This is a genomic window from Desulfofundulus luciae (assembly GCF_030813795.1).
In the GTDB taxonomy this organism is placed as follows: domain Bacteria; phylum Bacillota; class Desulfotomaculia; order Desulfotomaculales; family Desulfovirgulaceae; genus Desulfofundulus; species Desulfofundulus luciae.
This window is the reverse complement of the sequence record NZ_JAUSUX010000035.1, coordinates 1-19,940: the sequence shown is the minus strand read 5'-3', so window position 1 is coordinate 19,940 and position 19,940 is coordinate 1. Positions and strand designations below refer to the sequence as shown.

Below are 19,940 nucleotides of genomic sequence, written 5' to 3'. Positions count from 1 at the left end.
GTAATATGGGAACCGGTTCCCAACCATCCGGTCAACCCATATTATTCCTAAACTGGAATCTGGGGTTGTCCGGTGGTTCTAATACTATGATACGAATACTATGATACGAGGAGGATCAGTAGTGAAGGTATTTAAATTTCCCCGCCGGGCCTTGTATCTCGCCTACCAGTCCTGGCAAAAACGCCGCCAGCGGGGTGAGCTTTTGCGTTATTACGTTAAACCAAAAGAAGACAGCCGCAACCGGATTGCCCGCTGGCTGGATTTCTACGGTACCCTTTTAATATTGTGGCTATTGAGTTTCGTGTTTTTAACCACGTTCTGGCCTGGAAAGATCGCTCTGGCCTTTTCCATGGCCCTCGTAAGTTCCACCGGCCTTTTGGCGGCAAAAATCCAGAAGAAAAGGTTCCAGAGGGAAACCTTCTACCGCAAACTGCGCTCTTTAGCTGAACAGTACCGGGAGAAATTAAAGCAGTTCAGAACTGCTGAAGAACTGGCTTCCTTTTTATGGCCGCTCCTGGAAAGCCTGCCCCAGTTTGAGCAGGTGCGGCCAAAGGGTAGAAAAAGGGACAAGACGGCGGAAGTGCCGGCCGGGGTTATCCAGGCAACTTACCGTAATGTACCCGTGCTCGTCGAGTTTATACCGGCCGACCAGAGTCCGGTGGAGGTCGCCGCGGTACATAACCTGGTCAGGACGATGAAAAAGCAGGGTTATCACCACGCCCTCCTGGTTACCCCCGGGGAATTTGCCCCCGATGCCAGACGGCTGGTGGCTTCCCTGCGCAGCCAATACCGCATTGCCCTGGTGCCGGAAAAGGAACTGTTGTACCTTGTGGCCCAGGCAGAAAAAATAAAGGAATCTCAAGACCGGATAACGGCGGAAAAAACCGTGTCCCTCCCGTCCCTGTCTGCCCTCAAGCGGGTGACCCTCGATTATAAAAAGGGGCGCGCTTACCTGACCGCCGGAGCGTTTTTAATTGGTTTCCATTTCCTGTTAGGGATAAACAATCCGGTCGGCAAGGTTTACCTCCTCCTGGCCGCGGTCAACCTCGTGCTGGCGTTACTCTGCCTGGTTTTCGGGGAAAGGGAAACGGCGCCGCCGGATCTCCACGACCTCCAGCCCGAAACATAACGACCCTCGGAAAAACGTGGGGCCACCGTTAAAGGTGGTCCCTTTAGTTATTCTTGATGGTACATAGAATTAGTGTAAGTTACTAACAATATCGATATGTAGCCTGTTGAGGTGTCGCAATGCACGATCCGGGGAAGATTTCAGGTCTGCAAATGGTATATTTGCTAATCAATGTTGTCGGTGCTACGGCCCTGGTCTTTTTGCCCGGACTTACCGCATCCATAGCGGGGAGGGATGCCTGGGTAGCCCCGCTTCTGGCCACCCTGCCCGGTTTTTACGTCATCCTGGTAATCACAGCCCTGGGCCGGCGTTTTCCCGACCGGACCATTGTGCAGTACATAGAAAAACTGCTGGGCCCCTGGCTGGGAAAAATCATCGCCTTTTTCTACGTGCTATTTTTTCTGCACGTGAACGGAGTGATCGTGCGGGAATTCGGTGAGCTGGTTGCCGCCACCATTATGCCCCAAACCCCGCAGGTAGTTTATGCCACTTTAATGGTTGCTGTGTGCAGCTACGGCGTGTACCAGGGCCTGGAGGTGATAGCCCGGGTCATGGAACTGGTTTACCCCATGATGTTTACCCTCTTTGGCTTAATTCTCATTCTGGTATCCGGGCACATGCAACTGGCCAACCTGTTCCCGATGCTCCAACACGATTTCAAAACCATCATCCGGGCCAGCCTCAATCCCATTGCCTGGCGGGGGGAGGTGTTTCTCCTGGGCATGTCCTTTCCCTACCTGGCCAGGTCTGATCTGGCACGGCGCAACGGGATCATCGCCGTCTTGGTTATCGGATTGATCCTTACTTTAAACGCCATCGCCTGTACCGCCGTCTTTGGTGTTACCACCGGAAGGCTTAACTTTGCCACCTTCGAGCTGGTGAGGCTGGCCGGTTTTGGGACCTTTCTAACCCGGCTGGACGCCATCTGGATTATAATCTGGATCGTGGGTATCTTTGGAAAGGTAGCCTTATTTCATTATGCCGCAATAATGGGCACTGTCCAGTTGCTCAGACTTAAAGACCATCGGACCGTTATCGTTCCATTGAGTATTCTTCTCATTGCCCTGTCCCTGAGCCAGTTTGAAAATTTAACGGAAATGGTAGCCTGGATTACCGGTCCCTGGATTCCCTACGCCTATCTCTTTGAAATGGGCATTCCCACCGTTTTGCTCCTCCTGGCGTTCCTAAGGGAAAAATCCGCCTTTAAACGCAACCCGTGAAAGTAAGCCGGGAATTTTGGCTAAAAAATAATCCAGCAGGATGTGAGCCAACTGGACCTGGCTTAATACAGTAATGGCGGGAGTGTGTGAGAATCGAACTCACCAGGGACGGGATTGCCGCCCCACATCTGGTTTTGAAGACCAGGAGGGCCACCAGGCCCCATCCACTCCCGTAAGACTGGGTCAGACAATTTGCTTCCCCGGTATTTTCAAAAGGGGCAGGAGATATTATAGCATGTTGCCGGAGATTTATCAATAACTGCGGAAAATGGCGCCCTAATCCTGCTCCATCCACATTATATAGTGTTTTTAATGCCGTTGTTGTCCCTCCGGCTATAGATGGGGATGATCTTTCCGGAAACCTCTCCTTCTAAAACCACCTGGCCCTTTTGGTTGGTGCAGGTCATTTGAAGGGTTAATTTGTTTTTTTGGAGGTCTTTCTCCGTGATGGTGACCCGCGCGCAAATGGTTTCGCCGATATATACGGGCGCCAGAAACCGAAAGGACATTCTCGTCGCCGGATAGGGTTCGGGGAGCAGAGTCCCTCCCGCGTGGGTGATCATGCTGCCCGTGAGTAGCCCCGGCACGACCCGCCCTTCAAAGCCGCAGAGGGTAGCAGCCCGGGGGTCCAGGTGGATGGGATTAAAGTCCCCTGTAACGCCCAGAAAATTGGCCACATCGCCTTCCGTAAAGGTCCGGCAAAAAGTAACGGTGTCGCCTACCTCCATCTCCGCCCAGGACGGAAAAAAGCGCATATCTGCGAAAAACCCCCCGCTCCAGGTTATGAAGTTATTTTTTATTTTATAACAGCGGAAATAGTTTGGCAAGTTGATAAAAACAAACCCTTCTCCATCCACTGCCATTGATTTTAAGGGAAAAATATAATACCCTAAATTAGAGAGTTGTCCGGTAGCCGGCATTAGAAGGATTTTACCAGTTAGCCGTGGAATAATACGAAAAGCCGGGGTTTGACTCGATTACAGGCAGGTGAGCTTTTAGGAAAAGATGCTGGAGCTGTTTGAGGAAATTAAAGATGAAATGGCCATCGTAGAACGGGAATTGCAAGCCACCTTGCAAACCCCGGATCCTTTTCTCACCGAAACCTCTACCCATCTTTTGAAGGCAGGGGGAAAGCGCCTGCGCCCTGCCTTTAGCTTGTTAGGAGGTAAGTGCGCCAATTTTCACCTGGAGCGGGTCCTGCCCCTGGCGGTAGCTTTAGAACTCATCCATATGGCCACCCTGGTTCACGATGATGTGGTAGACGCGGCCATGACCCGCCGCGGTGTACCCACCATCAAGGCTCGCTGGGGAAACCGGATTTCTACCTATATCGGAGACTACCTGTTTGCCCAATCTCTGATTCTTATTGCCAGTTATGATGAACCCCTGATACCCCGGGTGCTGGCCAGTACCAGCGTAAAAATGTGCGAAGGGGAAATCCAGCAAATCTCCGGTTCCTTTGATATCGGGCAAACGGTGAAGGACTATTTTTATCGCATTAACCGTAAAACCGCCCTGCTCATTGCCGCCAGCTGCCAGTTAGGGGCCGTAGCCTGCGGTGCTCCCAAGGAAATACACCTTGCTCTGCGGCGGTACGGGCACAACATCGGCATGGCCTTTCAAATAACCGACGACATCCTGGACCTGGTGGCCGAACAGCGCCAACTGGGCAAACCGGTGGGCAGCGATTTGCGCCAAGGCATCATTACCCTGCCGGTTATTTACGCCCTAGAGCACAGCCCCCAGCGGGAACGTTTAAGGGCATTGATTTTATCCCGGGAGAAGGATGAGGAACAGGTCCAGGAAGCAATAGCCCTCATCCGGCATTGCGGCGGGATTAAACATTCCATTGAAATAGCTGAAAAATACATATTGAAGGCGAAAGGGGCCTTAAAGAATTTGCCGGAACGCCCTGCCAAGAAAATTTTAGCAGCCATTGCAGATTTTATAAGCATCAGAAAATTCTAGATAAAGGACTGAGGCTATTTGCTAAAGTGTTATCCCGTTTCCTTAATTTTATCCCAGCGCCCGTGCCTGGTGGTAGGCGGCGGCAGCGTAGCGGAACGCAAGGTATTATCCCTCCTGGCCTGTGGGGCTAAAGTAAAGGTGGTCAGTCCCACCCTCACTCCAGGCTTACGGGAACTGGTGGATAAAGGTAAAATCAGCTACCGGCAGGGGGAATATGAAACTGCCGACCTTGCAGGCGTCTTTTTAGTAATTGCAGCCACCGACCTGGATGAAATCAACCGATGGGTAGCAGCCGAGGCAATGGCCAGAAATATGCTGGTAAACGTGGTGGACGATCCGCCCCAGGGCAACTTTTATGTCCCGGCAGTGGTAAGACGGGGCTCCCTGCAAATCGCCATCTCCACCGACGGTAAAAGCCCCCTGCTGGCCCGGAAGATTAAAGAAGAACTCGAAGAACATTATGGTCCGGAATACGGTCTTCTGGTTGATTTACTGGGTGAAATACGCCACGATATTTTAGAAAATACAGCCGACCCCCGGAAAAGACGGGAGTTGCTAACGGCCATCCTGGATGATCAGGTTTTTCAGTTGCTGGCCAGGGGAGAACTCGAGCAAGCAAAGGAGCGGGTAATAGATGCTTATCATCGCAGTCGGAGTCAACCATAGAACAGCACCTGTGGAAATCCGGGAACGGCTTTCCTTCTCGGATCACTCCCTGGAAACATCTTTGGCCCGGTTAAACAGCTATCCCGCCATTGAAGGGTGTGTCATCCTGTCTACCTGCAACCGGACGGAAATTTACGCCGCCACGCGGGAACTGGACGAGGGGTTAAATGCCATTTGGGATTTCCTCTCCCGAAAATCGGGGGTGGACATTTCTGAAATCAAAAACTGTACCTACGCCCACACCCTCTATGATACCATCCGTCACCTGTTCCGGGTGGCAGCCGGCCTGGATTCCATGATCCTGGGAGAAACTCAAATTCTGGGTCAGGTGCGTCATGCCTACCAGTTGGCCTGCCGGTTCGGGGCAACCAACCGGGTGCTGAACACCCTGTTTCAACAGGCCATCGCCGTGGGCAAACGGGTGCGCACGGAAACTGGTATCGATCAGAACGCCGTATCCATCAGCTATGCCGCCGTGGAGCTGGCCAAACAACAATTCAAGGACCTCTCCGGACGCTCGGTGTTAGTTATTGGCGCAGGCAAGATGAGCGAGCTGACCGCCCGCCACCTGGTAGCCAACGGTGTATCGGGAGTAATTGTTTCCAACCGCTCCTATCAGCGGGCTGTAAACCTGGCCGCCCAGTTTAATGGCCGGGCAGTAAAATTCGATCAACTTTACCACTATATCGAGGAAGCGGATATTATCATCAGTTGTACCGCGGCCTCCCACTATGTGGTGCGCCATAACGACGTGGCGGAAGCCATTGCCCGCCGCCAGGGCCGGGAGCTGATGATCATCGATATTGCGGTACCCCGGGACATTGACCCGGCGGTGGGCCAGTTGCCGGGAGTAACCCTTTATGATATAGATGATCTGCAACAGGTGGTCGATCACAACCTGGCCCAGCGCAAAAAGGCTGCCGTGGCGGCAGAAAGTATCATTGAAGAAGAACTGGATCAGTTTATGCAATGGTTAAGTATGCAGTTTGTCGTACCTACCATTGCCGCTTTAAAGCAACGGGGAGAAGAAATCAAACAAAAGGAATTGCGCCGGGCACTCAACCGGCTGGGGGACATTACCGAACATGATCGCAAGGTGGTCAGTTCCCTGGCCAACTCCATTGTTAATCAGCTTTTGCACGTCCCGGTAACCCAACTGAAGTCCTATGCTCTTACCCCTGAGGGTCACCTGTACATGAAAGTATTACAGAATCTTTTCAAACTGGAAATTCCAGGGGAACAATCCCAGGCCGGCAAAAAGCCTGTGCAGGATAACCTGGCCACCGGCAGGTAAGATAAAATCTTTCCAAAATGGGAGTAAGCTGGTGGCAACTTTGCCCGGTTCCACCAAGAGAACGGGCCTTAATCATGGAGGCACATTTAATGAAGCAGGAAATTATCATCGGCACCCGGGACAGCCAGTTGGCCATGTGGCAGGCCCATTGGGTACTGGAAAAACTGCATAAGTTATATCCCAGGAAAAGGTTTGTCCTGCGCGGTATGAAAACCCGGGGAGACCACATCCTGGATGTGGCCCTGGCTAAAATAGGGGATAAAGGCCTGTTCACTAAAGAACTGGAAGTAGCTCTATCGGTTGGGAAAATTGATCTGGCGGTCCATAGCATGAAGGACCTCCCCACCCGGTTGCCCGAGGGTTTAATCATCGGGGCCTTTTGCCAGCGGGAGTACCCGGGGGACGTGTTGATTTCCCGCCATGGCCTTACCCTGGAAACGCTGCCCCCGGGTGCTCGCATCGGTACCAGCAGCCTGCGGCGCACTGCCCAGTTGCTCCATTTCCGGCCTGACCTTAACGTTACCACCATCCGGGGAAATTTGACCACCCGGCTGCGCAAACTGGAGGAATTAAATCTGGATGCCATAATTCTGGCCTACGCCGGGATACACCGCCTGGGGTACGATGCCCGCATCACCCAGCTTATCCCCTTTGACATCTGCCTGCCCGCCGTAGGCCAGGGAGCCATTGCCATTGAAATTCGCGCAAACGATCCGGAAATGCAGGAATTAATTCGCCCCCTGGATGACCCCGCTTCCCGGACCGCCATTACCGCCGAGAGGGCCCTGATGAGGAAACTGGAAGGCGGCTGCCAGGTACCTATTGGCGCCCTGGGACAAATACAGCATAACCAGTTGCTCCTGGAAGGGGCTGTAGCCAGTCTTGATGGCCGCCAACTGGTGCGGGACAGCATTTCCGGCCCGCCAGACCAGGCAGAACAACTGGGAGAAGAGCTGGCTGTCCGGTTAATAAAACTGGGTGCTGGGGGAATCTTAGAAAAGGCGCGACAGGAGTTTGATCTTGAATGAAAAAGGGAACTGTTTATTTGGTAGGAGCAGGTCCCGGGGATCCGGGACTGATTACTGTTAAGGGTCTGGCCTGTATTCAAAAAGCCGACGTTATTGTTTACGACCGCCTGGCCAGTCCCAAGCTGTTATCCCATGCTGCTCCCGGAGCAGAGCTGATTTATGTGGGCAAAAGCCCCGCCGGACATGCCATGACCCAGGAAGAAATCAACCAGCTCCTGGTAGAAAGGGCTCTCAAAGGACAGGTGGTTGTGCGCCTGAAAGGGGGGGACCCCTTTGTTTTTGGCCGGGGCGGGGAAGAGGCCGAGGCTTTGGCGGAAGCAGGCGTCCCCTTTGAAGTGGTGCCGGGAATCACCTCGGTTGTTGCCGTACCGGCCTATGCGGGCATTCCGGTTACCCACCGGAATTGCACCTCTACCCTGGCAGTGATCACGGGCAACGAGGATCCCTCTAAGGAAAGTTCCCGCATTAACTGGGAAAAGCTGGCGACCGGGGCGGACACTTTGGTTCTTCTGATGGGCATGGCCAACCTGGAATCCATTGTCAAACAGCTCACTAGCCACGGTCGTGACCCCCAAACACCGGTGGCGGTAATCTGCTGGGGAACCCGTCCGGAGCAAAAAACCGTCGTGGGTACTTTAGCAAATATTGTTTCCCGGACCATGGAAGCAGGCGTTACCAACCCGGCCGTAATCATTGTGGGCGAAGTGGTAACCCTGCGGGAAAAGCTGTCCTGGTACGAAAAGAAGCCCCTTTTCGGGAAACGGGTCCTGGTCACCCGGAGCCGGGAACAGGCCAGCCAGTTATCCCGGGCCATTGAGGCGCTGGGAGGAGAAGCGGTGGAGTTTCCCACCATCCAAATCGTGGAACCGGAAAGCTACGAACCCATGGATGCAGCCATTGCCCGGCTGGATTCCTACCGCTGGATTATCTTTACCAGCGTCAATGGTGTGCGCTTCTTCTTTGCCCGTCTGCTGCAACAGGGGAAAGATGTGCGGGATCTAAAAGGGGCTAATCTTTGCGCCATCGGACCCAAAACTAAAGAAGCCCTGGAAAGGTATGCTTTGAAAGTTACTTACGTACCCGATGAATACCGGGCAGAACAAATCATTGCCGGTTTAAAAGGCCAGATCAAACCCGGCGACCGCATCCTTTTACCCCGGGCGGACATTGCGCGGAAAGTGTTGACCGAACTGCTATCCGGCCTGGGAGCAGTGGTTGACGAGGTGGTGGCCTACCGCACCATACCAGCCGGGGAGGATACCCAACTGGTCAGGCAAATGCTGGCTGAAGGAAAGATTCACATCATTACCTTTACCAGCTCGTCTACCGTGCGCAATTTCGTCGAACTGCTGAAAGAATACAAGCTGCCCCGGTTGCTCCAGGGAGTAACGGTGGCCTGTATCGGCCCGGTAACGGCCCAGACCGCCCGGGAATTGGGCCTGCCCGTGCACGTACAGGCGCGCCGCTATACCATTGAAGGCCTGCTGGAGGTCGTCATTGAGGCAGCCCAAGGGAGGAATCACGATGATCAGTATCAGTAGATTACTCCTGGATACCGCCAATTTTGGTGATCAACTGCGTTACAACCCTTCCTCCCGCAATCAGATCCACGGAACAACCGCGGGCCAGGGCCCGGTGGTGGTATGGAACATGACCCGTACCTGCAACCTGCGCTGTATCCATTGTTATGCCAGTGCAGACAACAAAAGGCATCCCGGCGAGCTAACTACGACCGAAGCTAAAAAACTCATTGATGACCTGACCGCCTTCAAGGTACCGGTACTCTTATTTTCCGGCGGCGAACCCTTAATGCGCCAGGACTTTTTTGAACTGGCCGCCTACGCCACCAGCCGGGGCATCCGTACCACCGTTTCCACCAACGGCACCCTGATTACCCCCGCCGTGGCCCGCCGTTTAAAAGAAATAGGCGTGGGCTACGTGGGCATCAGCCTGGATGGCACCGGGGAAAACAACGACCATTTCCGGGGCCGGCCGGGAGCTTTTCAAGCCGCCCTGGAGGGCATCCGCAATTGCCTGGCGGTGGGGCAGCGGGTGGGGCTGCGCTTTACCATCAACCGGCATAACCTTCACCAGATGGAAGCCATCTTTGACCTCATTGAGCGGGAAAACATCCCCCGGGTATGTTTTTACCATCTGGTTTACAGTGGCCGGGGGAAGGAAATGTTAAAAGACGATATTACCCACCAGGAGTCCCGGGCCGCCCTGGACCTGATCATGGAACGGACGCTCGATTTCCACCGCCGGGGCCTGTCTAAAGAGATTTTAACTGTGGATAATCATGCCGATGGGGTTTATGTATACTTGAAATTGCGGGAAAGGGACCCCAAAAGGGCAGAGCGGGTTTACCAGCTGCTTTTGCAGAACGGGGGCAACCGTTCCGGCATAGCCATTGCCGCCGTGGACTGGGAAGGCAACGTCCATCCGGACCAGTTTACTCCCCAGCACACCTTCGGCAATGTGCGGGAGAAAAGCTTCGGTGAAATTTGGACGGATCTCTCCCAGCCCATTCTGGCCGGGTTGAAAAACCGCCGGCCTCTTTTAAAGGGGCGCTGTACCCGCTGCCGCTGGCTGGAGATTTGTAACGGCAATTTCCGTACCCGGGCAGAAGCGGTATTTAACGATTTCTGGGCACCCGATCCCGCCTGCTACTTGACGGATGAAGAAATCGGTATTGCTTAGAACAAGGAGGTGCGTCCGGTGGCCTTTCCCATAACCCGTCCCCGCCGCCTGCGGGTGAAGGAAAACATCCGCCGCCTGGTGCGGGAAACCTGCCTGACGGTAGACGACCTTATCTACCCGCTTTTTGTCACCCACGGCCGGGGGGTTCAAAGCCCCGTGGAAGCCATGCCCGGGGTATATAATCTTTCCCCGGATATGCTCCTGGAAGAAGCAGCCCGGGTGGTCGATCTGGGCATACCCGGCATTCTCCTTTTCGGCATTCCCCGGGAAAAAGATGAAACAGCACGGGAAGCTTATGACGATGAGGGGATTGTGCAGCAGGCCGTGCGGGCAATTAAAAAGGAGTTCCCCGAACTGGTGGTCATTACCGACGTCTGCCTCTGTGAATACACCAGCCACGGCCACTGTGGAGTGGTAGAACAGGGACGCATTCTCAACGACCCGACCCTTGAGCTCCTGGCCTGTACGGCCCTTTCCCACGCCCGGGCCGGAGCCGACATGGTAGCTCCTTCCGACATGATGGACGGCCGGGTGGCCGCCATCCGCCGTGCCCTGGACGAAGCCGGTTATCAGGATGTATCCATCATGTCCTATGCAGCCAAGTATGCGTCGGCCTATTATGGCCCCTTCCGGGAAGCAGTGGGCTCGGCACCCCAGTTCGGGGACCGCCGCTCCTACCAGATGGACCCCCCCAATGCCCGGGAGGCCCTGCGGGAGATAGCCCTGGATATTGAAGAAGGGGCCGACATTATCATGGTCAAGCCTGCCCTGGCCTACCTGGATATTGTCCGGCAGGCCCGGGATGCTTTTAACTACCCCGTAGCAGTTTATAACGTCAGCGGGGAATATGCCATGGTTAAGGCTGCGGCCCTGCGGGGCTGGATTGACGAGCGCCGGGTTGTCCTGGAAACCCTCACCGGAATGAAACGGGCCGGGGCCGACATTATCATCACTTACCACGCCAAGGACGTGGCCCGCTGGTTACGAGAAGGTTAGTTCTTTAGAGAGGATGTTAAGCCGTGCTGGTTTCCTGGAATACTACCAACGCCTGTAATTTGACCTGCCGGCACTGCTACCGGGACGCCGGCGCCAGGATGGAAGAAGAATTAAACACTTCCGAAGCTGCTAATCTAATTGATGAAATTGCCCGGGCCCGTTTTAAAATTATGATCTTCAGCGGAGGTGAACCCCTTCTACGGCCCGATATATATGAGCTGGTGGGGTATGCGGCCCGGAAAGGCCTGCGCCCGGCTTTTGGTACCAATGGCACTTTAATTACCGGCAGTGTAGCCGAAAAATTAAAGAAAGCCGGGGCGCTGGCCATGGGGATCAGCCTGGACAGCACCGAACCGGAACAGCACGACCGTTTCCGCGGTGTCCCGGGAGCCTGGCAGGCCGCCGTGGAGGGCATGGAAGCCTGCCGGAAAGCCGGCTTGCCCTTTCAAGTTCATACCACGGTAGTAGAATGGAACTATGAACAGGTAGAGGCGTTAACCGACCTGGCCGTGCGCATGGGAGCTATGGCCCACCACGTGTTCTTCCTTGTACCCACCGGGAGGGCCGTAAATATGGAAGAGGAATCCCTAAGAGCCGAACAGTACGAGCGCCTACTTCACCGGTTAATGAAAAAACAAAGGGACGTGCCCATTGAAGTAAAGCCCACCTGTGCCCCCCAGTTTATGCGCATTGCCGCCCAAATGGGCTTAAAACTGCGCTTTCAAAAGGGGTGCCTGGCTGGTACGGGCTACTGCATCATCAGCCCGAAGGGGGACGTCCAGCCCTGTGCCTATTTAAACATGCCCGTGGGCAATGTGCGGGAAACACCCTTTAGCCTTATCTGGCAGAACAACCCGGTATTCAAACGGCTGCGTACCGGCGAGTACGGCGGCGGTTGCGGCAACTGCCACTACCGGAATATTTGCGGTGGTTGCCGGGCCCGGGCCTACTTCTACCATGGAGATTATATGGCCGAAGACCCCTGGTGCCTGTACCGGAAAGGTAGAAAACCAACGGGGGAATAGTTCATGACCCTGGATAGTCTGGATAGACAACTGTTGAATATCATCCAAAGCCATCTACCCATCGAACCGGAACCCTACCGGAAACTCGCCGAAACCCTGGGCACCACTGAAGAGGATATCCTGGCCCGGCTAAAACGTCTCATTGAAAAGGGGGTTATCCGGCGGCTGGGGGCCATCTTTGACTCCCGCCGGGTAGGTTACAGCGGCACCTTATGTGCTATGAAAGTACCGGCGGAGAGAATTGAGGAAGTGGCAGCCGTAATCAACAGCTTTCCGGGGGTAACCCATAATTATTTGCGAGATCACCCGTATAACATGTGGTTTACGCTGCTGGTAGAATCCCAGGTCAAGCTGGAAAACACTTTAGAGGAAATCAAAAGATGCACCGGCATAGCAGATATGCTCCATCTCCCGGCCTTAAGAATTTTTAAAATCAGGGTGAACTTTGACCTGGGGGAGGATGAGAATGCTTAGCCAGCTTGACAAAGAAATTATCCGCGCCCTGCAGGAAGGTCTTCCCCTGGTCAGCCGTCCCTTTTTGGCCCTGGCGGAAAAACTGGGTATTGGTGAGGAAGAGCTTTTGGCCAAGGTCCGGGATTTTGTCGACCGGGGGGTGATCCGGCGTTTTGGGGCGGCCGTGCGCCATCAGGATCTGGGTTATGTCTCCAATGCCATGGTGGTCTGGCAAGTCCCGGAGGAACGCATGGAAGAAGTGGGCCGGCTGATGGCCTCCTTTGATGAGGTTTCCCACTGTTACCAGCGTCCCGCCCGGCTGCCCGACTGGCCGTACAACTTGTTTACCGTGGTCCACGGACAGACGCCTCAGGATTGCCGGGAGATTGCCGCCCGGCTCTCCCGGGCCAGCGGGGTTGCTAACTACCGTCTGTTATTTAGTATAGCCGAATTAAAAAAGAGCAGTATGAAATACTTTGTGGAGAAATGAAGGTGGTATCTTGTCTTACGAAAGGTCTAAGGAACTATTCGCCCAGGCCCGCCGTTACATGCCCGGCGGCGTAAACAGCCCCGTAAGAGCCTTTAAAGCCGTTGGGGGACAACCCCTTTTCATCGCCCGGGGAAAGGGAGCGCTGATTTATGATGTGGACGGCAATGAATACATAGACTACGTGGGCTCCTGGGGACCGCTCATCCTGGGCCACCGGCACCCGGAAGTAACGGCGGCCCTGCAGGAATGCCTGGCAATCGGCACCAGTTTTGGTGCTCCCACCGAACTGGAAATTGAGCTGGCCAGGGCCATTGTAGAAGCACTACCGGCCGTGGAAATGGTGCGCCTGGTAAACTCGGGCACCGAAGCAACCATGAGCGCCCTGCGGCTGGCCCGGGCGTACACGAAGCGCAATAAAATTGTCAAGTTTGAGGGCTGTTACCATGGCCACGCCGACTTTTTGTTGATTAAAGCCGGTTCCGGGGCCCTTACCCTGGGGGTGCCCAGCAGCCCCGGGGTGCCGGCCAGCACGGCGGCGGACACCATTGCGGCCCCATATAACGACCTGGATACTTTAGAAGCAATCTTCGCCCGGGAAGGCGAGGATATTGCCGCCGTAATTGTGGAACCGGTAGCGGGTAACATGGGCGTAGTACCGCCCAGGGAAGGCTTTTTGGAGGGCCTCAGGGAAATCACCCGCCGTTACGGAGCATTATTGATCTTTGATGAAGTGATCACCGGCTTCAGGCTTTCTTACGGCGGCGCCCAGGAGCTGTACAATATCGATCCCGACCTGACCTGCCTGGGCAAAATCATCGGCGGCGGCCTGCCCGTGGGCGCCTATGGTGGAAAGCGGCACATCATGGAACAGGTGTCGCCGGAAGGTCCGGTTTACCAGGCAGGCACCCTTTCGGGCAATCCCCTGGCTGTAACCGCGGGCCTGGCCACTTTAAGGGTACTAAAACGGCCCGGCACTTACGAAGAACTGGAGCGTAAGTCCGCCCTTCTCGCCCGGGGATTGGCTGAAGCCGCCCAGGAAGCAGGCCTTGTGCTTTCCTTTAACCGGGTTGGTTCCATGCTCTGCACTTTCTTTACCGAAACACCGGTAGTGGATTATGCCACTGCCTGTACGGCCGATATCCGCCGCTTTGCTGCTTTCTTCCAGTCCATGCTGGAACAGGGGATTTACCTGGCTCCGTCCCAATTCGAGGCAACCTTTGTCAGCCTGGCTCATACCGACGAACAAATCCAGCGGACGGTGGAAGCAGCCCGGAAGGCCTTTGCCGCTGCCAGTAAAATAGAAAAATAAAAATAAAGATCACAGGGTTGGAGGAAAAGGGCGAATCTATGTTTGCAACCATTCCCCGGGGAGAAACTTCTTTTCGGGGCTTTTCTTTGCTTTCCGGGAAAAAGTCATTTGACAGACAGGGACACAAATGATATAAAATACCTAGCATGTGAATGTTATAACTTAAAAACCGGTCTTCTACCGGGGCCGGCATAAGGCCCCTTATTTGCATAGAATAACATCTAAGATAAGGAGGCGATTTGATGAAGACCCTGCGCGTCCCCGAAGCCACAGTAACCAGGCTATCGATATATTCCCGGTATCTTGAACGGCTCGACCGCAACGGAGTAACCACTGTCTCCTCCGGGGAAATCGCTGAAGGGGTAGGAGTAAGCCCGGCCCAGGTGCGCAAGGATCTGGCCTACTTTGGCGAATTTGGCACCCGGGGAGTTGGCTATAATGTCAAAGATCTCATGCGCTACACAAAAAAGATTCTGGGGCTGGATCAGGACTGGCCGTTGATTCTGGTAGGTGCCGGCAATCTAGGATATGCATTATGCACATACAAGGGATTTAACAGCCGGGGTTTTAAAATTGTGGGCGTCTTTGACAACGACCTGACCAAAATAGGCAAGAAAATTGCCGAACTTGAAGTGTTGCCCATGGAAAAAATGCCCGAGGTAATTCAGGAACACAAAGCCCGCATCGGCATTATCGCCGTACCTCCCCGGGCGGCTCAGGATGTGGCCGACTTTATGGTTAAAAACGGCCTGGAGGCCATTTTAAACTTTGCCCCGGTGGCCTTGAACCTGCCGGAAGGGATAGAGATCCGCAATGTGGACCTGTCCGTGAAACTGGAAATACTCACCTTTAATTTGGGCTTCAAGTCCGCCCAGCGCCTGTAAAACATCTTGAAAGGCCGTGCACCACGGCCTATTCTTTGGCCGGTGATAGAAAATGACCTGGTATATCGGTGTCATTGGTGGAGCCGAATGTACAGAGCAGGAACGGGAACTGGCCGAGGAAGTGGGCCGGGAAATCGCCCGGCGAGGTGCTATTTTAATTTGCGGCGGCCGGGGCGGGGTTATGGAAGCGGCTTCCCGGGGCGCCCGCCAGGCAGGAGGAATGGTGGTCGGCATTCTCCCGGGCCGTCACCGCGGGGAAGGCAATTCCTATTTAACGGTGGCCCTGCCTACCGGACTGGGAGACGCGCGAAACGCCATTATAGCCTGTGCCGCCGATGCCCTCGTTGCCATTGGTGGAGGTTACGGCACCCTCTCGGAAATTGGCCTGGCTCTAAAAATGAACAAGCCGGTAATTGGCCTGGGCACCTGGAAATTGGAGCGCCCTGGCCTGCCCGGTGGCATACGCCCAGCTACCAGTGCCCGGGAAGCAGTGGAGCTGGCTCTGCTTTTAATTTCTACTTGAAAGGGGAACGATGATGATCCATACTCTAACCGTTAGTACCACAGCCCGCTCCCAGCTTGTGGATATTACTTCTCAAGTAAGGAAAATTGTTCAGGCGGAAAAAATTACCGAAGGATGCTGCCACCTCTTTGTACCCCATACTACGGCCGGTATTACCATTAACGAGCACGCAGACCCGTCAGTTGCCCATGACATACTGTCCGGACTGGACAGACTGGTACCGCAGGAGGGAAACTACCGGCACCTTGAAGGAAACGCCGACGCCCATATCAAGGCCAGCCTCGTGGGCTCATCCCTGACCGTGCTGGTGACCGGCGGCCAGTTGGTCCTGGGTACCTGGCAGGGGATTTTCTTTTGCGAATTCGACGGACCCCGGCAGCGCAAAGTGCTGGTCAGGGTGGTAGCCGATTAGATTTCCCCGCATCTAAAAGTTGAAGCGGGACAGGTCCACACCCCCTGGCTCCTCTTCCGTTTCTTCGCCTGCCGCCACCGCACGGGGAATGGTACCCTGGGCGGCAGGAGCACCATCCTCCTCCCGGACCTCCGGCAGCAAATCCCCCAGTTTGGTCATGACTTTTTCCACGTCTTCCTGGTATTTCAGCAAGACATTAAGCGCCTCAGCCACCACCCGGAGCTCCAGTTGCTTTGCCTCCAGCAGCAGCATGGTGCGGGCAAAGTCCAGGGTTTCAGCTATGCTGGGGCTTTTTTTGAGGGGTAAACGACGCAGATTGTGAACGAAATCAACCACTTGGGCGGCCAGCCGTCCATCAATTCCGGGAACTTTTAAAGCAACAATGGCCCGCTCCTGTTCGGCAGTGGGATAGGGGATGTACAGGTGCAAACAGCGCCTTTTTAAGGCATCACTGAACTCCCGGCTGCTGTTGCTGGTGAGCAGAGTAAATGGGATATGCCTGGCCCGTATGGTACCCAGTTCGGGAATGGAAACCTGAAACTCGGAAAGGGCCTCTAAAAGAAAGCTTTCCAGTTCCTCATCGCTTTTGTCCACTTCATCCACCAAAAGGACCACCGGTTTTTCGGACAAAAAAGCTTTCAAAAGCGGTCGGGCCAGTAAAAATTCCGGTGTATAAATATCCTGGCGCAGTTCTTCCCATACCTGCTTACTTCCAGCAGCAACCTGGATGTAAAGTAGCTGTTTTTGATAATTCCACTCGTAAAGGGCTTTGGCTTCATCCAGACCGGGATAACATTGCAAGCGAACCAGCGGGGTATTTAATGCTCCGGCCAGGGCCTGGGCCAGGGCCGTCTTACCCACGCCTGCCGGTCCCTCCACCAGCAGCGGCTTGCCCAGGTGGGCAGCTAGGAAAAGGGTAGTGGCCACAGTACGATTACACAGATACTGCTGCCGCAAAAGGCCATCGGCTACAGTTTGCACACTGCGGAACAGGCGGTGCATACCTGCTTTATACCTCCGTAAAAACACCGGCAAAATGCGCCTTGACGAAACCATAGTAGAACCGACAAAATGAAAGTAAAAAACGCAGTCATAGGTACTAAAAAATTTTACATAACGGGTGGCAAAACGTGCGTATTGAGATTCTCACCCGCAATATGGACAAAAAGCCTGCCTTGCTAACTTTTCTGGCGGAACAACCGGGCCTATGGACCCGGGGGAATGAAATCTTTGTGGATGGTTTACAAATGACCGTAGGGCAAAGCTATATTTATATTACCACCGGGCAATGGGAATGGGGAGAGAAAATCGTCCCACGGCTTTTTTCCATTGTACCCCATGCCTACTCTTCCTCTTACTTCGAGCCGGTAACCGATCAAAAAATTCTGGTTACCGCCATAGCACGCCCGTTACCGGAAATTATGGAAAGGTTGACCCTGCTGGAGCATCTCGACCTGGAAGCGGAAGAGCTGGCCGGTCAATTCCAGGTACAATGGCAATCGCGGGACGTGGCAATCAGCTGCCCGGTTTCCCTGATGGTCCAGGGAGGGATAGCCACGGCTAAGATTAAATTTATCACCCACTTCCGGGACGCGGAGCACCATTGCCGGCAGCTCTTAAATAAAATTTCCCTTGCGGAAGTGCTGCGGGTATTCACCCCGGAAGTAACCGCACCCAGGGATGAACCCCTGGTAGGGGTGCTGGCCATATCAGCCCGAAAAGTTGTAACACCGGAGTGCTGTGCGGAATTTTTAAATCACTTTCAAGGTCAAACCCTTTATTTGGAGCAAGAGGATGCCCTGCGGGCCTTTTTTGATCCCGCCGGTCACCTCACTTTCCGCCAGACCGCCCAAAAAATAGACGCGGAGCTTTACCTGGAAAAACCTGAGGTACTGGCCCAAGAACTCCACCAGCAGTTGACTGCAATGCTTGGTTTTACCGAGTTAACCCTGCATCGGACTATAGATAAAATCAGCCTGGAACCTCATACCTTAATTAAAAACCTGGGATTTGCCAAAGACCACCGGTTTCATCTTTTTACCCGCCCGGGAACCTTCCTGGCCAGATATAACATCAAAGAAAGGCAAATGAGCCTCACCGCTTCAGTTAACCTGGCAGAGGAAGGGGCACTGGAGCGGGTGGTCCAGTTGTACCGGGCGATGGAAAGTTTCACTAACCGGGTAGTGGAAATGTCCGGGTACTAAGGAGTTCAGCCGGAAACCATGGTTGAGCATTTAATTGGCTTTATCCAATTGCTAAGGCAGGCCGGCATCCCCGTCTCCACGGGGGAAATGCTGGATCTTTTGCAGGCCCTCTCCCTCCTGGAACCCACCCGGGAAAACCTTCTCCTGGCCATGCAGGCCACCCTAATTAAGGAAACTGGACAGGAAAGGATCCTGGATAAACTCTTTCACTTATACTGGACAACGCTCAAACAAAAAGTCAGAAAGCAGGAACAGCCAACCAATAAAGCCGCCATTCCCATTCATCCTCCCCGGCTGTCCCGGGAAGAGTTTAACGCCAGGCTAGCACAGATGAAAGAGTGGCTGCGGCAGGCCCTGAAGAGTGAAGATGATTTACCGGCAGGGGGCGGAGAACCGGCAGGGCAGGGGGGCGGCAAGGGAAACGGCCCGGGAGAGGGAAGAAGAGAAAGACATTTTCAACATGGTAGTTCGGTTCCCTTTTCGGCAGCGGGACAGCGACTGGCCATGATCATTGCAAAAGGCAGCGAAGAAGATATAAAGACCCTGGCCCGGGAAGCCGTAATTACCCTGGTCCCACTGGATGAAGATACCCCCGGGGAAGATCCCCTGCAAATGCTAAAGCAGTTGAAAACACACCTTGACTGGGCACAGGTAAAGGATTGGCTGGAACGGTCCCCCCTTGGGGAGGCGGAAAAGCTGCGCCAGCAGGAAAATCTGCTGCGGCTGGAACGCCTGCTCAACCGGGAGCTCGAACAACTGCGCTGTAAAAGACAACCAGAAAAGGAACTTCAAGTTATCGCACGGGAGGCCAATCTGTCCCATCGTTGCTTTGCCGAGCTGGACCCGGAACAGGTGATACAAGTGAAGAGGCAAGTAGCCCGCCTGGGGCGCCGCCTGGCCACCCGCAGGGGTTACCGGCGCATTCCGGCGACCCGCGGGGTGGTAGACATAAGCCGTACCGTACGCCTGGCAGCCACCACCGGTGGAGTGCCCATAATCCTCTGTCACCAGGGCCGCCAGGCAACACGACCGGATTTAGTTGTGCTCTGCGATCTTTCCGGTTCAGTGGCTCCTTACAGCCAGTTCATGCTGCTCCTGGTCCACACTATGCAGAATAAATTCCGCATGGTGCGTTCATATGCTTTTGTTGACGCCATAGCCGAGATTACCGTCCAATTAAGGGAACTGGACCTTGAAAGGACAGTGCGGAACATCCAGCGGCAAACCGGCATCTGGCAGACAGGTTTTTCCGATTACGGGGCGGTTTGGCGCCAGTTTTTTCACGAACACCGGCATGTACTTCACCGGAAGGTCACCCTGATCATCCTGGGAGACGCCCGGAACAATTATAAGCCATCCGGGGAAGAGTATTTCCGGGAGATTTGCCGCCGGGTCCGGCAGGTGATCTGGTTAAACCCGGCCCCCCGGGAAAGCTGGAACCAGGAAGACAGCATTATGCATCTTTACACACCCTATTGCCGGCACGTTTTTGAATGCCGCAACCTTTCCCAGTTAACCGGAATCGCACGCCAGATATTTTAACTTTGGCCGTGTAAAATTTCAGTAGGCACCAGAAGGGGATCAGCCCCCTGAAAAAGAAATGAGACCTCACGCGCCCAAAAAACACCAAAAATCAAGC

Annotated in this window: 20 protein-coding genes and 1 tRNA gene; 18 read left to right on the top strand and 3 right to left on the bottom strand. The window is 54.4% G+C overall.

Features of this window, described 5'->3' with window-relative positions; genetic code table 11:
• Window positions 1-121 precede the first annotated feature (121 nt).
• The gene (locus J2Z49_RS13735) at window positions 122-1,129 is read left to right on the top strand and encodes a restriction endonuclease (protein WP_307403596.1); all 1,008 of its coding nucleotides are present in this window, start codon (window positions 122-124) and stop codon (window positions 1,127-1,129) included.
• Between the two features lie 119 nt (window positions 1,130-1,248).
• A complete protein-coding gene (locus tag J2Z49_RS13730) occupies window positions 1,249-2,349 on the top strand; it encodes a GerAB/ArcD/ProY family transporter (protein ID WP_307403594.1) in 1,101 nt (366 codons plus the stop codon).
• Window positions 2,350-2,423: 74 nt separating this feature from the next.
• Here the strand turns inward: J2Z49_RS13730 and J2Z49_RS13725 are convergent.
• Window positions 2,424-2,521, bottom strand: a tRNA-Sec gene (locus J2Z49_RS13725).
• A 124-nt stretch (window positions 2,522-2,645) separates the two neighbouring features.
• Window positions 2,646-3,104, bottom strand: a complete 459-nt coding sequence (locus tag J2Z49_RS13720; protein ID WP_307403592.1) for a MaoC family dehydratase — start codon at window positions 3,102-3,104, stop codon at window positions 2,646-2,648.
• Between the two features lie 250 nt (window positions 3,105-3,354).
• On the opposite strand from J2Z49_RS13720, the gene J2Z49_RS13715 reads away from it, so the two are divergent.
• The 14 genes from J2Z49_RS13715 (at window position 3,355) to J2Z49_RS13650 (ending at window position 16,097) form a co-directional block, all read left to right on the top strand.
• Window positions 3,355-4,317, top strand: a complete 963-nt coding sequence (locus tag J2Z49_RS13715; RefSeq protein WP_307403590.1) for a polyprenyl synthetase family protein — start codon at window positions 3,355-3,357, stop codon at window positions 4,315-4,317.
• 18 nt (window positions 4,318-4,335) lie between these two features.
• A complete protein-coding gene (locus tag J2Z49_RS13710) occupies window positions 4,336-4,983 on the top strand; it encodes a precorrin-2 dehydrogenase/sirohydrochlorin ferrochelatase family protein (RefSeq protein ID WP_307403588.1) in 648 nt (215 codons plus the stop codon).
• Complete coding sequence (gene hemA / locus J2Z49_RS13705) at window positions 4,952-6,277, top strand: glutamyl-tRNA reductase (protein WP_307403586.1); 1,326 nt, start codon at window positions 4,952-4,954, stop codon at window positions 6,275-6,277. The genes J2Z49_RS13710 and hemA overlap by 32 nt, the downstream gene beginning before the upstream one ends.
• An 89-nt stretch (window positions 6,278-6,366) precedes the next feature.
• Window positions 6,367-7,305, top strand: a complete 939-nt coding sequence (gene hemC / locus J2Z49_RS13700; RefSeq protein WP_307403584.1) for a hydroxymethylbilane synthase — start codon at window positions 6,367-6,369, stop codon at window positions 7,303-7,305.
• Window positions 7,302-8,846: a uroporphyrinogen-III C-methyltransferase gene (gene cobA, locus J2Z49_RS13695; protein WP_307403582.1), complete on the top strand. Its 1,545-nt coding sequence runs from the start codon at window positions 7,302-7,304 to the stop codon at window positions 8,844-8,846. Before hemC ends, cobA begins: the two co-directional genes overlap by 4 nt.
• Entirely contained in the window at window positions 8,830-10,005 is a 1,176-nt protein-coding gene (nirJ1, locus tag J2Z49_RS13690) for a putative heme d1 biosynthesis radical SAM protein NirJ1 (RefSeq protein WP_307403580.1), read from the top strand. The genes cobA and nirJ1 overlap by 17 nt, the downstream gene beginning before the upstream one ends.
• A gap of 18 nt (window positions 10,006-10,023) precedes the next feature.
• Complete coding sequence (gene hemB / locus J2Z49_RS13685; protein WP_307403578.1) at window positions 10,024-11,001, top strand: porphobilinogen synthase; 978 nt, start codon at window positions 10,024-10,026, stop codon at window positions 10,999-11,001.
• Window positions 11,002-11,024: 23 nt separating this feature from the next.
• On the top strand, window positions 11,025-12,026 hold the full coding sequence (gene nirJ2, locus J2Z49_RS13680; protein WP_307403577.1) for a putative heme d1 biosynthesis radical SAM protein NirJ2: 1,002 nt from the start codon (window positions 11,025-11,027) through the stop codon (window positions 12,024-12,026).
• A 3-nt stretch (window positions 12,027-12,029) separates the two neighbouring features.
• Window positions 12,030-12,500: a siroheme decarboxylase subunit alpha gene (gene ahbA, locus J2Z49_RS13675; protein WP_307403575.1), complete on the top strand. Its 471-nt coding sequence runs from the start codon at window positions 12,030-12,032 to the stop codon at window positions 12,498-12,500.
• On the top strand, window positions 12,493-12,969 hold the full coding sequence (ahbB, locus tag J2Z49_RS13670; RefSeq protein WP_013822611.1) for a siroheme decarboxylase subunit beta: 477 nt from the start codon (window positions 12,493-12,495) through the stop codon (window positions 12,967-12,969). The genes ahbA and ahbB overlap by 8 nt, the downstream gene beginning before the upstream one ends.
• Before the next feature lie 10 nt (window positions 12,970-12,979).
• The gene (hemL, locus tag J2Z49_RS13665) at window positions 12,980-14,278 is read left to right on the top strand and encodes a glutamate-1-semialdehyde 2,1-aminomutase (RefSeq protein WP_307403571.1); all 1,299 of its coding nucleotides are present in this window, start codon (window positions 12,980-12,982) and stop codon (window positions 14,276-14,278) included.
• Between the two features lie 242 nt (window positions 14,279-14,520).
• On the top strand, window positions 14,521-15,162 hold the full coding sequence (locus J2Z49_RS13660) for a redox-sensing transcriptional repressor Rex (RefSeq protein WP_013822609.1): 642 nt from the start codon (window positions 14,521-14,523) through the stop codon (window positions 15,160-15,162).
• Between the two features lie 52 nt (window positions 15,163-15,214).
• Window positions 15,215-15,685, top strand: a complete 471-nt coding sequence (locus tag J2Z49_RS13655) for a TIGR00725 family protein (protein WP_307403569.1) — start codon at window positions 15,215-15,217, stop codon at window positions 15,683-15,685.
• 13 nt (window positions 15,686-15,698) lie between these two features.
• Window positions 15,699-16,097, top strand: coding sequence for a secondary thiamine-phosphate synthase enzyme YjbQ (locus J2Z49_RS13650; protein WP_456151691.1), 399 nt, complete (start codon window positions 15,699-15,701; stop codon window positions 16,095-16,097).
• A gap of 12 nt (window positions 16,098-16,109) precedes the next feature.
• On the opposite strand, the gene J2Z49_RS13645 is transcribed toward J2Z49_RS13650, so the two are convergent.
• Complete coding sequence (locus J2Z49_RS13645; protein ID WP_307403565.1) at window positions 16,110-17,099, bottom strand: AAA family ATPase; 990 nt, start codon at window positions 17,097-17,099, stop codon at window positions 16,110-16,112.
• A 128-nt stretch (window positions 17,100-17,227) separates the two neighbouring features.
• On the opposite strand from J2Z49_RS13645, the gene J2Z49_RS13640 reads away from it, so the two are divergent.
• Window positions 17,228-18,301: a hypothetical protein gene (locus J2Z49_RS13640; protein WP_307403563.1), complete on the top strand. Its 1,074-nt coding sequence runs from the start codon at window positions 17,228-17,230 to the stop codon at window positions 18,299-18,301.
• An 18-nt stretch (window positions 18,302-18,319) separates the two neighbouring features.
• Window positions 18,320-19,843, top strand: coding sequence for a VWA domain-containing protein (locus J2Z49_RS13635; protein ID WP_307403561.1), 1,524 nt, complete (start codon window positions 18,320-18,322; stop codon window positions 19,841-19,843).
• The last annotated feature ends 97 nt before the right edge of the window (window positions 19,844-19,940 follow it).

What these genes read in the sequence shown, in the direction of transcription:
- J2Z49_RS13730 (WP_307403594.1), top strand. Translation starts at nt 1,249, where the DNA reads ATGCACGATCCGGGGAAGATTTCAGGTCTGCAAATGGTATATTTGCTA.
- J2Z49_RS13720 (WP_307403592.1), bottom strand. Translation starts at nt 3,104, where the DNA reads ATGCGCTTTTTTCCGTCCTGGGCGGAGATGGAGGTAGGCGACACCGTT.
- J2Z49_RS13715 (WP_307403590.1), top strand. Translation starts at nt 3,355, where the DNA reads ATGCTGGAGCTGTTTGAGGAAATTAAAGATGAAATGGCCATCGTAGAA.
- hemA (WP_307403586.1), top strand. Translation starts at nt 4,952, where the DNA reads ATGCTTATCATCGCAGTCGGAGTCAACCATAGAACAGCACCTGTGGAA.
- hemC (WP_307403584.1), top strand. Translation starts at nt 6,367, where the DNA reads ATGAAGCAGGAAATTATCATCGGCACCCGGGACAGCCAGTTGGCCATG.
- cobA (WP_307403582.1), top strand. Translation starts at nt 7,302, where the DNA reads ATGAAAAAGGGAACTGTTTATTTGGTAGGAGCAGGTCCCGGGGATCCG.
- nirJ1 (WP_307403580.1), top strand. Translation starts at nt 8,830, where the DNA reads ATGATCAGTATCAGTAGATTACTCCTGGATACCGCCAATTTTGGTGAT.
- ahbA (WP_307403575.1), top strand. Translation starts at nt 12,030, where the DNA reads ATGACCCTGGATAGTCTGGATAGACAACTGTTGAATATCATCCAAAGC.
- ahbB (WP_013822611.1), top strand. Translation starts at nt 12,493, where the DNA reads ATGCTTAGCCAGCTTGACAAAGAAATTATCCGCGCCCTGCAGGAAGGT.
- J2Z49_RS13660 (WP_013822609.1), top strand. Translation starts at nt 14,521, where the DNA reads ATGAAGACCCTGCGCGTCCCCGAAGCCACAGTAACCAGGCTATCGATA.
- J2Z49_RS13655 (WP_307403569.1), top strand. Translation starts at nt 15,215, where the DNA reads ATGACCTGGTATATCGGTGTCATTGGTGGAGCCGAATGTACAGAGCAG.
- J2Z49_RS13650 (WP_456151691.1), top strand. Translation starts at nt 15,699, where the DNA reads ATGATCCATACTCTAACCGTTAGTACCACAGCCCGCTCCCAGCTTGTG.
- J2Z49_RS13645 (WP_307403565.1), bottom strand. Translation starts at nt 17,099, where the DNA reads ATGCACCGCCTGTTCCGCAGTGTGCAAACTGTAGCCGATGGCCTTTTG.
- J2Z49_RS13635 (WP_307403561.1), top strand. Translation starts at nt 18,320, where the DNA reads ATGGTTGAGCATTTAATTGGCTTTATCCAATTGCTAAGGCAGGCCGGC.